We start from the raw sequence: 12,820 nt of genomic DNA, 5'->3' as shown, positions 1-12,820 counted from the left end.
TAGAACGATCCAAAAATAAATAATTAAGTGTTATTGTGGATTATTAGGAATAGTCACTTTGGCACCGTCACGCAGTTGATCGATACCATCGGTTACCACTTTGTCATTAAGATTTAATCCGGATTCAATCACCGTATATTCCCCATCATTATAGCCTGTTTTAATATTTTGGAGTTTAACGCTGGAGTTGTCTTGCACTATATAGACAAATGCACCATCAGGACCTGTTTGAATGGCATTGTTCGGTACTGTTAAAACATCATGTAAGGTTTTGACTAGGATATGTGCGTTTACAAATTGATTTGGAAACAGTTCCCAATTGGCATTTTGGAAAATGGCACGCATTCTTACGGTTCCTGTTGAGGTATCAATTTGACTATCAACGACACTGGCTTTTCCATCGGCTAATTTTGTGGTGTTATCGTTGTTCCATGCTTCGACAGAAAGTTCAGGTTGTTGTTTTAATGCATCCAAAACCATGCCAAGTTTATTTTCAGGAACGGTTAAAATCACAGAAATTGGGGTCATTTGTGTTAAAATAGCAATCCCGTTACTTTGTCCCTCGGTGACATAGTTTCCAGCATCAACTTGTCTGATCCCAATCCTCCCATCCACTGATGCACGAATATGGGAATACATAATATTCAATTCTTGTTGTTTGATTAAAGCCTGATCTGCTTTAATTTGCCCTTCGAGCTGAGCCACTTTGTATTGTTGATCTTGCGCTGTCATAGGCGCAATACTATTTTGTTTTAAAAGTTGTTGATAACGAGCATTATCTAATTTTGCCTGTTTTAATGAGGCTTCATCAGCTTTTAATGTGCCTTCATATTGTGCTTTAAGAGCTTCATAAGGGCGTGGATCAATCAATGCCAATAAATCGCCCTTTTTTACCATTTGTCCTTCGGTAAAATAAACTTGCTGTAGGTAACCCGAGGTTCTGGCTGGAACAGTAATATTCGCAATTGGAATGACGGTGCCAAGTTCTGTAAATATAATGGGGACATTTTGATGTTTTGCAATGGCAACTGCAACAGGTTGGGGTAATGTTGCTACTTTTTTTTCTGAAGAGGGGAAAAAAGAATGTGCAAAACGATACCCTATCACTAAAATAATCAACAGAATAAAAAGAAGAAAAAATCTTTTTATCCATTTATAATGATGTGGGGTAGAGGAAGAAGAATTTTCAGGCTGTTGATTGTTTTGAGGTGCAGTGGGCGACGACATTCGTTCTACGATCTTGTGATAGGTTTTTTCCAGAATAGTTTTATTTAATATATTTATTTAATTTTTATTTGCACACAAATAATGATAATTTTATGACATCATTATCAGAAATTATATATTTTTTATAAAGAACTTCTTGAGATAAAATATATATAATCAAACTATAAATTGAGTTTTTATTTTTTATGTTGAAATTTAAGGATTTATTTTGGATAAAGTATGGACTTTATAAAATACTATTGCCATAATTGAAATGTTCAAAAGAGATTCAATTTTGTTTGAAAGGGATATAATATAATGAGTAAAGATCTAAAAGATTCCGTCAAAGATGTAAGTGATAAAGTTGAAAATGCTGTAGATCAAGGTAAAGAAAAACTAAAAGACACAGCAAACAAAGCAAAAGACAATTTGCATGACCTTAAAAATGATGCAAAAGATAAATATCATGATGCTAAAAATACCGTTAAAGATGGTTTTCATGATTTAAAAAACAAAGCTGATGATCATTTTTCTGGTTTCCAAGGCAAAGCTGAAGATTTCGCTGCAAGTGCTGAAGATGAATTTAATCGCTTATATGGTGATGAAGGAAAATTAGAATCTTTGGTCAATTTTGTTCGTGATCGGCCTATTCTTTCATTAGGTGTTGCTGGCGTTGTAGGAATTATTGTAACAAAATTATTAAAATGTTGTTGCCGTAAAAAAAATTAATTTTGTTAATTATACAAAATAATTATAAAAGCTGTTTTTTCTATGACAAAAAGAAAAAACAGCTTTTTTTTAAATTTGATATTTTCCCTCTATTCTTTTGCGACTCGTTGAGTATATTATGATTTCGTGAAAAAACCAATATAGAGTACTTAAATATAAATGCAATATGCCATAGAAATAGCAGGGGTTGATGAAGTGGGAGTGGGATGTATTGCGGGGCCAGTTGTGGCCGCAGCAGTCATGTTCCAAGGGTTTTTACCACAGGACTTGCGACATAATTTAGATGATTCTAAAAGAGTAAAACCTGTTTTAAGAGAGCAAATCTTTACACGTCTTATGAATCTGCCTCAGACTTATATCGGTATTGCTGCGGCATCGGTTACTGAAATTTTGGTATTAAATATAAAAAAAGCAGCCGCTTTGGCGATGAAGAGGGCTGTGTATAAGTTGCATGTTTCACCCAAACTTGTATTGGTTGATGGGAATTTTGCGCCCAACTTTGGATGTATGACACAGCCAATTATCAAAGGGGATGGACTGTCTTTTTCAATTGCTGCGGCATCTATTGTTGCAAAAGTTATCCGAGATCGCCTGATGGCGCGTTTAGCCAAAAAATGGCCTGCCTATGGATGGGATAAAAACGTCGGTTATCCAACAGTTTTCCATCGTCAAGCGTTGAATGAGAATGGTTGTTCCCCACATCATCGTCAAGGATTTGTCACGGTCAAACAACTTTCTTTTAAAATGAATTTGCAAAATAATGAGGCGGCATTCGTGTCGGAAAAACTATGAGCGGTGCGGTCATGTTGAATCTTCCTTTGGATCAGGTGATAAAGGGAGAATGTATTCAAGTTATGAAGAATTTACCATCAGCATCGATTGATTGTGTGTTTGCGGATCCTCCTTATAATTTGCAATTACAGGGCGAGTTGCGTAGACCCGATGATACGCTGGTTGATGGGGTTACTGAGGAATGGGATAAATTCCAGAGTTTCGCTGTTTACGATCAATTTTGTCGGGATTGGTTAAAAGAGTGCCATCGGATACTGCGTAAGGATGGAACAATTTGGGTAATTGGTTCTTATCATAATATTTTCCGTATTGGCACGATTTTACAAGATCTTGGTTTTTGGATATTGAACGATATTATTTGGCGCAAATCTAATCCTATGCCAAATTTTAAAGGACGTCGTTTTACAAACGCTCATGAAACCTTGATTTGGGCTGCCAAAGGGGCTGATAGCAAATATCGATTTAATTATCAGGCCATGAAAACATTAAATGACGATATTCAAATGCGTTCTGATTGGTTTTTGCCGTTATGTACAGGCAATGAGCGCTTGCGTAATGAGCATGGGTTAAAGTTACACCCGACTCAAAAGCCAGAGAGTTTGTTATATCGAGTACTGTTATCTTCTACTAATATAGATGATGTTGTGTTGGATCCTTTTGCAGGTACGGGAACTACGTTGGCAGTTGCAAAACGTTTACAACGTCGTTTTATAGGGATAGAGCGGCATCCAGATTATTTAAAAGCAGCCACTGCACGTGTTGAAACGGAAACGCCATTACCTGTTAAAGATATCAAGATTTCACCATCGAAACGTGAAATTCCTAGGGTTCCTTTTGGAAATTTGATTGAACAAGGGTTTATTCAACCTGGCACGGTCTTAATGGATCGTCAACGTCGTGTGTTTGCAACGGTAACTTCGGATAGTACGATTGTCAGTGGTAATCAAAGGGGATCTATTCATAAAATAGGTGCTGTTGTTACCAACGCGCCCTCTTGTAATGGTTGGACATTTTGGCATTTTGAAAAAGACGGTGCGTTACATGCTTTGGACGTATTACGCACCGAGTATAATCAAACGATGGAAAAGAAATAATTAACCAGAAAAATTATCTATTTTGAAATCCCAAAAAGCCGATTTCAGGTTTAGGAGTTCCATTATTTTGTGAATTATAAGCAGAACCATTAGAAGCGTTTATAGTGCCACGTTTATTTTTACCTTTAACAGACATACGTGCTTTGCCGTCTTTGATGGTAACGCCTGAAGTTTCTGTAGATACACTAGCAAGTTGTTGTGGGGAGTTATTATATCCACGCATTGACAATAATAGGAATGTAATGCGGTCTCTATTAAGGTCAACAGACATTTCCAAAGGGGTTTGTCCTAAAACATTAGAAGCATGCATATCCGCCCCACGGCTTAATGCTTCTTGAGCTTGGCGTAGATTGCCGGTATTAATTGCATCGAACAGTAATTGGGTTGGGTTTTTATCTTTTTCCCCAGGGTTTGCATTATCGTCTTGATCGTCATCATCAGAGGCTTGAGGGTGCTTTTGTTGATGTTGAGGATTTTTTTGTGCATGTGGATGTCCTGTGACTGTTTGTGCGATTGCAGAAACAGATGAAAGAAGCATCGCCATATAGGCAGAGCCTAGCAATAAAGAAAAGAAAGGCAATAAACGAGCTTGAAAGTTCATGATGCTATTTTCCGTCGCATTAAAATCGATCCTAGACATTAGTTTTTTCTGTGTATCAAATCAAGTTTTATTATAGGTGTTCATTTAAGAACAGCTTTCTCTGTACCATGCCATAAAAATGCTTCCTAATCCAACAATTAAGGCAAACCATGGGGACAGAATAGGGTGAATAGATTGCTTTGTTGTTGTATAAGTAACATGTTCAGGAAACTCCATTGTAATTGAATTTCCTGTTACATTGTTGTTTTTAACAATTTGTAATTCAGGAATGGTAAGATGATCGGGATTATCTCCTAGCCAATAAACATGCCCATAGTTTTTGAATAGAGGGAACAGTTTTTGTTGAGTTACAGCAAGATCGGTCATTTCTATTGGATCAGAGTTTTGTGGTGCGGCATAGGCTGTTAAGATGCCATTGGTGATTTTCCATAAACCATCCTCTTTGGCAGGAATAGTTGCCGTAGCTTTGCCATTTTTTTGATCTGTAAAATGTAAAGGCTGTATAGAGCCAGAAGGAGAAGTTACTGTAAATTCTTGAGTGTTTTTATCATTTTGAATGGTATGCCACTCAACAGTTAATTGTTGATTTTTGATAAAGGCTGTTAATTGTTCTTCTTCAAGTTCAGGTTCTTTCATCAACCAATGAGAAAGACGGCGCAGTAGCTCTGCTTGAGGACCTTGCTCATGAATCCCTTTTGACCATAGCCAGATTTGGTCTGATAATAATAAGGCAACACGACCTTTATCAACGTGATTTAAAATTAATAAGGGCGATTGGTCAGGAGCTTGCATAAGGATTTGCCCATCAGTTTGATCGGCTTTGAGATAACGATACCATGATCCCCATGTTGTATTTTCTTTGTGAAGCCCCTTTGTAACAGGATGTTTTTGTCCTAATTCTGTTAAAGCAGGTTTAAATTGTTGTTTAATAATACTGTTTGGCGAAGAAACAGTGGCAGGTAATATAGACCGTAATGGAGAATTTTGTAGTGAGAATTGCTGTGCAAATTCGGGACCTGCGATCAATAACAATCCCCCACCATTTTTAACATAATTTGCAATGCTGGCGATATAATAAGGGGGTAATGTGTATTTATTTTCAAAACTATCCAAAATAATTAAGTCAAATTGATTGATTTTTTGCATGAATAATTCATTAATCGGAAAAGGGATCAGCGCCAATTCTCGATCAGGAATATTCTCATTTTGCTCTGCTGAACGTAAAATCGTAAAATGAACAAGATCTACAGAGGGATCAGATTTTAATAAGCTACGCCATGCGCGTTCCCCTTGATTGGGCGCACTGGAAACCAATAGCACTCTTAATTTATCGCGAATGCCATTAATATATAGGGTTTGATGATTATTAAGATTCGAAATCTCGTTTTTCAAAGGCGATACGGATAAGTTAATTAGATTTTTACCTGTATGCATAACAGGAATGGTAATATTATAAGGCTTTCCCACAGGAACTTGCATATTTATCGGTTGCTTATCTTCTTGTATCAGCGTAAGAGTTGCGAATTTATTATCTTCTTGTTGAATATCAGTATCATTGATTTGGACTTGAATGGTTGCATCTTTACCAACGATTATATAGGCAGGAGCATGAATAATTTTTAAAGAACGATCTATTTGTTCTTTGGATGCAGGTAATAACGCATAAATAGGAATTGTTTTTTTATTGGGCAACGTTAAAAGTTGAGGGAATTCTTTTGGCACATCATGAATTTGACCATCTGTAATTAAAATAACACCGCCAAGTTGAGCGGCTGGAATTTTATTGGTTGCTTTTTGGATTTCTTGAAAAATTTGAGTGCCTTGTCGATATATATTTTTAACATTGATAATTTTTAACCGTGCATTGGCAGGCACTTTATTTTGCAATTGTTGTAATGCTTTATTTGCAATTTGTTCACGATTGCCAATGGTCATAGAAGTAGATTGATCCATGACGATCAAAATGGTTTCAGGTAAAATTTGTTGATGATTTTTTAAAATCATCGGACCTGATAGCCAAGTTAATAGAACAGAAAAAGCAATAAATCGCCAAATAATCCCTTTATAAGATTTGTTAAAAAGGCTGAACAGTAAAACCAATATACATATCAATGCGAGGATAATAATTCCCCACAAAGGCAATAATGGATCAAAATGTAGATTGAGCGAAGAGAATGATTGAGACATTATTGTTGTTTCCCTAGCTGTTTTAACAAGGCAGAAACATGAACTTGATCGGCTTTATAACTGCCTGTTAATGCATACATCACTAAGTTCAATCCAAATCGATAGCTGAGGTTACGTTGTTGTTCTGTATTGGGGAAAATTGGATAGGCAGGGTTGCCATCGTTCGTTGTTGCCCAAGCATGCGCCCAGTCATTCTCACCAACAATCACAGAGCTGACCCCATCATTGACTAAGGGGTTACTTTTGGCGATCCAAACAGGCATTGCATTATATCGCCCAGGAAAAGAGTGTAAGATATAAAAGGTTCTGCTTAATAAATCTTTATCCGATAAAGGTGATAGAGCTGGAATTTTTAATCCTTCTGTAGCAATTTTTAATGCTTGCGATGTACCAGAAGCCTCACCAGCAAACTGGTCAGGATTAATTGGTTCTATTGTAGAGGAAGAATCATGACCTTGTGTATCTAAAATCAGTAAACCACCATGTGCAAGATAGTCATTTAATGTCTCAGTACGTTTTGGATTGGGTTGCAAATCTGTAGTAATTGGCCAATAAAGGATCGGATAAAAAGAAAGATTATCTTTGGTTGGATCAATACCTTCGGGAGAGGCAAGTTGCAAAGACGTTCTATCATTAATAAATTTGGATAATCCTTCTAACCCTTGTTTAGATGCTAGGTTAATTGCAGCATCAGATGTTAAAATATACCCTAATCGTGTTTGTAGTGCAGCCCTAGGCAAAGGTGAAGAATCTGTTGATTGAGCAAATCCATTAGTACTGAGACAACATAAAGTTAAGATGAGAACTGCACCAGATGTCTTTGTTTTCGCAATATATCCTCTTAAAAACAGGCTTGCCAATAGATCTAACGAGATTAAACAAATACTGACAATGATAAAAATGCTACCTAATGTATAAGAAAGAGAAGCGTTTCCTAATGTAATTATTTTACCTATTGGTTGGGATGCTTTTAAAGCAGGCACATGGTTACCTAAATTGATTGCAATATTAGTACCAGTATTTCCATATAATCCTGGTGGATGTTCAGGTGAAATGGTCAGTTTTTTTAATGTTTCAAAAGAGATCGATTTTACATAAGGAGAGGGGGGGTGTAAAATACCTTGATCATTCAAAGTTAAGATAGGATTTAAAATCTCGTCTGTTTGTGTCGATTGCACCCCAAAAGAAATTTGTATCAATCGGTTTAACATATCTTCAAATAAACTGGACAAAGGCAAAGAAGACCAATCTGGAGTACTATTGGTATGGAATAAAATAACTTGTCCTTTACCAACAGAGCGGTGGGTGACTAGAGGAGTTCCATCTTCTAATTGTGCCCAAACGTATTTGTCATTATCGAGGGCTGGTTTCACCAATATCTGCTTATTAATTGTAACATCTGGTGGGATGGTTAATCCATTAAAAGGTGATTCTTTGGAGAATGGTGCGATTTTTTGCGGTTTTTCCCATGTCATTGCGCCGCCCAACTCTCTGGTTCCTTGCAATAAAGGCAAAGGAATTAATGGTGTTTCTTGTTGGTTTAAGGTGCTACCAGCCAGTAAGTCTCCTGAAAAGCGGATTAACATACCCCCTTTTTCAACCCAGTCTTGTAATGCGTGTTCAGATTTAGGATCAGAGAATAGCGTATCAGGGGCAATGATAACCGATAAAGGTTGCGAGAGAAGCTCTTGTATAGATCCTTCTTTAACATCTCCTAATGGAGATAATGCCTTTTTTAAATAATATAACGAACCAGTAAATGGTGTATTACTGTTGCTTGATGCAGAAATAAAACCAATATTATGCTTGCGGTTATGTTCGTCCAATAAATATACACTGCCAGCACTCGTATGATTAGCGACTTGTAAATAATCTATTTTATTCCGTGCTTCTAAAGGTAATGTCAGTTCGATATCACTTTTGACAGTATTGGCAGGAATAGATTTTTGAACTGAAGTAATTAAAACGCCTTGTTGTGTATAAGCCTGTAAATTCAATAATTGCTCGGTTGGACGAGGTAAGAGTTCAATAGATTGAATCAATCCATTTTCGGTAGGTGTATTTTGTGTTAGCAAAAGAGGGCACAAAGCTGAAATTGGAGGGCGGATTTCATATAATGTTGAATTTTGATTTAGCTTATTTTGAAAAGCTGTATTGTTCTGATGTTTAATTCCATCAGAAAGGTAATAAATAACTTTATAATGAGAAGATTTATTCAATGTATCTGTTGCTTTTGAATGGTTCACAGGCCAAGCCACAGGATGGATTGTGTTCAATTGCATAGAGGCAGAGCTGTTTAGAGAAAGTGGTGTAATTTTTAAGGGATGGTTTTGGTCATCTGGTGCTGTTAATAATAAATGAACCAGTGTTTTTTCTTGTTGAGCTTGTGTAAAAATTTGTGATGCAGCATCAATAAAATATGACCATTGGGATGCAGAAGCCCATCCATTATCGATGATTAATAAAATCGGGTCTTTGGAATGTTCTACAGAGAGAGTTTGAGAGGGAATAACAGGTCGGGCTAAACCAATAATCAATAATGCCACTGCCAATAATCGTAGTAAAATTAACCACCAAGGCGCATGAACTGCTTCATGTGCTTTTGTTTGTAGTTGATAGAGTAATCGAATAGGTGGAAATAATTGTTCCCTTGGTCGTGGTGGTGTTGCCCTTAAAAAGAACCAAATAAGAGGAAGGATTAAGAGTGCAAGGAGGATATAAGGGTTTAGAAAGATCATGTTAGTCTTGAATTGCTTTTATTTGATAAAATATTCCATGCATGCAATAAAATTTGTGCAGCATTACGATCAGAAAAATCACATAGCATAGGAATGCCTACATTTTGACAAAGAAGTTTCAGTTTCTCTTGATGTTCTGTCCATAGTTCTTTGTAATTGACAGAAGATTGTGCGGTATTGGACAGGATTAATCCTTCTTCACCTTCTAGTCCTGAGAACTGAACACGTCCCTTAAAGGGGAAGTCTTTTTCAGCTGGATCTGTGACTTGTATTAATAAGATATGGCTGGGTCGTTGTGCCATTTTTTTAAGAAAATCAGTTAATGCTTCATAAGGATATAAAAAATCACTGATGAATATGGTCCAAGCATGAGGGGATACATGATTAGGCATTGGAAAAGGATTTTCTGAAGTATGCGTAACAGATTGTGTCAGTTGTTCAGCCAGTGAATAGAGCTGATGCGTGCCTCTGAAACTATTTACTTGGTGATTAGGCAGTAATAACCTAACGCGCTCTCCACCATTTAAGAGTAACGAGCTAAGCGTTAATCCCAATAAAAACGCTCTATTTTGTTTGGTTGGTAAATCTGGTCGAGAATGCCATTGCATTGATCCAGAAACATCACACCATAAATACAATGTTTGCGTATTTTCTTCTTCTGTTTCTTTGACATAAGCTTTATTTCCTTGGGCTGATTTGCGCCAATCTATTACTTGAATAGATTCACCAGGAAGTGCATGACGATATTGCCAAAATTGGCTGCCTTGTCCTGCACGTTTACATCCATGACTGCCAGCTAAAACCGTTCTGGCAATCTTATGGGATGCTAGTAATAAGTCAGGTAAATTTTGAGCCAGGTTTTCTGATGCGGGGACAATAGAGTTTAAAGAAGTTGTCTCATGTGAGTGTGATGGTGATGGTTTTTGTGAATTTTTGTAAAGTGTTTTGTGTAAAAATTGTGACCACCAAGAACCTGTCATCATGATTAGACTGCTTTTTGTAGAAGATTTTGAATGATGTCATCTAATTGTATATTCTCTGCTCTTGCTGCAAAAGTCAGGGCAATACGGTGTCTTAATACAGCGGGTGCCAAGGCAATTAAATCTTCTTGATTAGGAGCCAACCGCCCATTTAATAATGCACGCGCACGGACAAGCAACATTAACGCTTGAGCAGCTCTGGAGCCTGGACCCCATGCGATATTTTGTTGAATAAATGGATCTTTACTGGTTTCAGGGCGTGCATTTCGAATAAGATTAAGGATACTATCCACTAAATTTTCACCAATGGGTAGTCGTCTTATCAGAGCTTGTGTTTTGATAAGTATTTCTGAGGTAATGATTTGTTGAGCTTGTATTTCATCGGCGCCAGTCGTCGCCAATAACATTGCTTTTTCAGTAGCAAGGTCAGGATAAGTCAGGTTCACTTGTACCAAAAAGCGATCTAATTGTGCTTCGGGTAAAGGGTAAGTTCCTTCTTGCTCAATTGGATTTTGTGTTGCCAACACATGAAAAGGTGCAGGTAAAGGATAGTCTTTTCCAGCAATAGAGATATATTTTTCTTGCATGGCTTGTAGTAAGGCAGATTGTGTTCTGGGGCTGGCACGGTTAATTTCATCAGCCATTAAAAGTTGACAAAAGACAGGTCCTGGAATGAAACGAAAGCTCCGTTTTCCTTCTGTGTCTTCGTCTAAAATCTCACTTCCTGTAATATCAGCAGGCATCAGATCAGGAGTAAACTGCACGCGTTTGGCGGATAATCCCATGACTGTCGCCAAAGTACTGACCAATTTTGTTTTTCCTAGCCCAGGGGCTCCAACCAATAAAGCATGTCCACCACTTAAGACACTGGCAATAATTTGCTTTATTTCTTCTTGTTGTCCGTAAATAACACGGCTGGTCTCGGTCAAAGCATTTGCTAAGTAAGTACCAAGTGTGTCCGCAAGCTGTGTATCATCAAGATGAGGATCAATGGATTGAGAGTCAGTAGGCATTTTTTCTAAAGAGGTCATGTGCATCATTTAAAGGGTTAAGATTAAAATAAATTGTGAATTAGAATGTTTCATTTATTACTATAAAATATACTAAGAGCATACTGCAAGTTTTGTAAAATAATTTAAAGCGATTTATAAATAAAAATCGTTTGCTGAAAATATTCCAGATAAGGGAAAACGATTGGGTCATGTCTGTTTTAGAACAATTATCCTGTTTGGATGAAGTCAAACTCTTATGGAATTATTTACCCCAAGCGCGTTTGGTTGGTGGCGTTGTCAGAGATTTATTGGCAGGAAAGAATATTGCAGATGTTGATATAGCGACGCCAGAGCCTCCTGAACTCATTATTGAAACATTAAAATCGGCAGGTATTTCGGTTGTTCCAACAGGATTGTCACACGGAACAGTAACCGCAATAATTAACCATCACCCTTATGAAATTACGACTTTGCGCAAAGATGTTGTAACAGATGGTCGTCATGCACAGGTTATATGGACAGATAGTTGGGAAGAGGATGCTGCGCGTCGAGATTTTACCATCAATGCGATGTTTTGTGATCAAGATGGAATAATTTGGGATTTTTATAATGGTCAACAAGATCTTTTATCTGGAAACGTTCGTTTTGTAGGAAATGCCAAGGAACGTATTGAGGAAGACGTTCTGCGATCTTTACGTTTTTTTAGGTTTTATGCGCGTTATGGCAAAGGAGTATTAGATGAAGATGCTGTTATTGCGATTCAACAGACGACACATTTATTAAAAAATCTTTCAGCAGAACGGGTTTGGTCTGAATTAAAGCGTATTTTAACAGGTCCTATGACAGATGATATTATTCAAATGATGGATCAGTATGACGTTTTGTCAGAGTTAATGCCTTTTGGATATGATGTGTCACTCTTTAAAAAATTGATACAAATGCAAGCTCCTAATCATACAATACTACGTCTTGCTGGGTTGGTTACAGGGGAAAGCGATATTGTTGCCAAGCAATTGCGTTTGTCTCGTCAAGAAGATCAATTATTAAAAGCATTACAAAAAGATTGGAATATTGATCCTCGAGACTCTGAAATTGAATTACGACAATTACGAGCTTTATTCGATTTGGAGTTGCTTATTTATTGTAGTTGGATGAAACAACTTCGCACAGGTCAGATTTCATCTGAATGGAATCAATGGCGAGATAGGTTGGTAGCTATTGAGCCTCTTATTTTTCCAGTTAAAGGGAAAGATTTGTTCCAATATAATGTTAAGCCTGGCATTGAGTTGGGCGAGATTTTATCACAAATAAAATTTTGGTGGTTACAAAATGGGTGTTATGCAGATCAGCGAGACTGTTTAGAGTGGTTTAAAAACAACAGAGAAAAAAGGATTGATATAAATTATTTAATTTTTGCCGATAAATGGTTTAAATAGACATCAGCAATTTTTTGAACATGATATGTGTATCATTACATTTTGAATTATATTTAAAGAAAATA

The 12,820-nt window shown here is 36.9% G+C and carries 10 protein-coding genes; 4 read left to right on the top strand and 6 right to left on the bottom strand.

Annotated elements, in window-relative coordinates; all coding sequences use genetic code 11:
• Positions 1–30: 30 nt before the first annotated feature.
• Entirely contained in the window at positions 31–1,227 is a 1,197-nt protein-coding gene (locus QJV33_RS03720; protein WP_281462063.1) for an efflux RND transporter periplasmic adaptor subunit, read from the bottom strand.
• A gap of 297 nt (positions 1,228–1,524) precedes the next feature.
• Here QJV33_RS03720 and QJV33_RS03715 point away from each other — a divergent pair, with 297 nt between their 5' ends.
• From QJV33_RS03715 to QJV33_RS03705, 3 genes are all read left to right on the top strand, one after another.
• Positions 1,525–1,935 (top strand): DUF883 family protein, encoded by a 411-nt coding sequence (locus QJV33_RS03715; RefSeq protein WP_281462062.1) that lies wholly within the window; start codon positions 1,525–1,527, stop codon positions 1,933–1,935.
• 159 nt (positions 1,936–2,094) lie between these two features.
• Entirely contained in the window at positions 2,095–2,727 is a 633-nt protein-coding gene (locus QJV33_RS03710) for a ribonuclease HII (protein WP_281462061.1), read from the top strand.
• On the top strand, positions 2,724–3,821 hold the full coding sequence (locus QJV33_RS03705; protein ID WP_281462060.1) for a site-specific DNA-methyltransferase: 1,098 nt from the start codon (positions 2,724–2,726) through the stop codon (positions 3,819–3,821). The genes QJV33_RS03710 and QJV33_RS03705 overlap by 4 nt, the downstream gene beginning before the upstream one ends.
• A gap of 13 nt (positions 3,822–3,834) precedes the next feature.
• Here the strand turns inward: QJV33_RS03705 and QJV33_RS03700 are convergent, their stop codons facing one another.
• Genes QJV33_RS03700 through QJV33_RS03680 form a run of 5 tightly spaced genes read right to left on the bottom strand, consistent with a single transcriptional unit; the run spans position 3,835 to position 11,340 of the window.
• On the bottom strand, positions 3,835–4,461 hold the full coding sequence (locus QJV33_RS03700; RefSeq protein ID WP_281462059.1) for a hypothetical protein: 627 nt from the start codon (positions 4,459–4,461) through the stop codon (positions 3,835–3,837).
• A gap of 45 nt (positions 4,462–4,506) precedes the next feature.
• Complete coding sequence (locus tag QJV33_RS03695; RefSeq protein ID WP_281462058.1) at positions 4,507–6,609, bottom strand: DUF7408 domain-containing protein; 2,103 nt, start codon at positions 6,607–6,609, stop codon at positions 4,507–4,509.
• On the bottom strand, positions 6,609–9,347 hold the full coding sequence (locus QJV33_RS03690) for a DUF4159 domain-containing protein (protein WP_281462057.1): 2,739 nt from the start codon (positions 9,345–9,347) through the stop codon (positions 6,609–6,611). Before QJV33_RS03690 ends, QJV33_RS03695 begins: the two co-directional genes overlap by 1 nt.
• Positions 9,344–10,330, bottom strand: a complete 987-nt coding sequence (locus tag QJV33_RS03685; protein ID WP_281462056.1) for a DUF58 domain-containing protein — start codon at positions 10,328–10,330, stop codon at positions 9,344–9,346. Before QJV33_RS03685 ends, QJV33_RS03690 begins: the two co-directional genes overlap by 4 nt.
• A gap of 2 nt (positions 10,331–10,332) precedes the next feature.
• Positions 10,333–11,340: an AAA family ATPase gene (locus QJV33_RS03680; RefSeq protein ID WP_408869665.1), complete on the bottom strand. Its 1,008-nt coding sequence runs from the start codon at positions 11,338–11,340 to the stop codon at positions 10,333–10,335.
• A 188-nt stretch (positions 11,341–11,528) separates the two neighbouring features.
• Here QJV33_RS03680 and QJV33_RS03675 point away from each other — a divergent pair, with 188 nt between their 5' ends.
• Positions 11,529–12,755: a CCA tRNA nucleotidyltransferase gene (locus QJV33_RS03675; protein WP_281462054.1), complete on the top strand. Its 1,227-nt coding sequence runs from the start codon at positions 11,529–11,531 to the stop codon at positions 12,753–12,755.
• Positions 12,756–12,820: the final 65 nt, after the last annotated feature.

The organism is Commensalibacter nepenthis, from assembly GCF_029953305.1.
Taxonomy (GTDB): domain Bacteria; phylum Pseudomonadota; class Alphaproteobacteria; order Acetobacterales; family Acetobacteraceae; genus Commensalibacter; species Commensalibacter nepenthis.
Note: the sequence above shows the minus strand (reverse complement) of the source record. Positions and strands in the feature narration are given on the sequence as shown.

Excerpts from the sequence above, each read along its gene's own strand:
- QJV33_RS03720 (WP_281462063.1), bottom strand. The coding sequence starts at position 1,227 with ATGTCGTCGCCCACTGCACCTCAAAACAATCAACAGCCTGAAAATTCT.
- QJV33_RS03715 (WP_281462062.1), top strand. The coding sequence starts at position 1,525 with ATGAGTAAAGATCTAAAAGATTCCGTCAAAGATGTAAGTGATAAAGTT.
- QJV33_RS03710 (WP_281462061.1), top strand. The coding sequence starts at position 2,095 with ATGCAATATGCCATAGAAATAGCAGGGGTTGATGAAGTGGGAGTGGGA.
- QJV33_RS03705 (WP_281462060.1), top strand. The coding sequence starts at position 2,724 with ATGAGCGGTGCGGTCATGTTGAATCTTCCTTTGGATCAGGTGATAAAG.
- QJV33_RS03700 (WP_281462059.1), bottom strand. The coding sequence starts at position 4,461 with ATGTCTAGGATCGATTTTAATGCGACGGAAAATAGCATCATGAACTTT.
- QJV33_RS03695 (WP_281462058.1), bottom strand. The coding sequence starts at position 6,609 with ATGTCTCAATCATTCTCTTCGCTCAATCTACATTTTGATCCATTATTG.
- QJV33_RS03690 (WP_281462057.1), bottom strand. The coding sequence starts at position 9,347 with ATGATCTTTCTAAACCCTTATATCCTCCTTGCACTCTTAATCCTTCCT.
- QJV33_RS03685 (WP_281462056.1), bottom strand. The coding sequence starts at position 10,330 with ATGATGACAGGTTCTTGGTGGTCACAATTTTTACACAAAACACTTTAC.
- QJV33_RS03680 (WP_408869665.1), bottom strand. The coding sequence starts at position 11,340 with ATGCCTACTGACTCTCAATCCATTGATCCTCATCTTGATGATACACAG.
- QJV33_RS03675 (WP_281462054.1), top strand. The coding sequence starts at position 11,529 with ATGTCTGTTTTAGAACAATTATCCTGTTTGGATGAAGTCAAACTCTTA.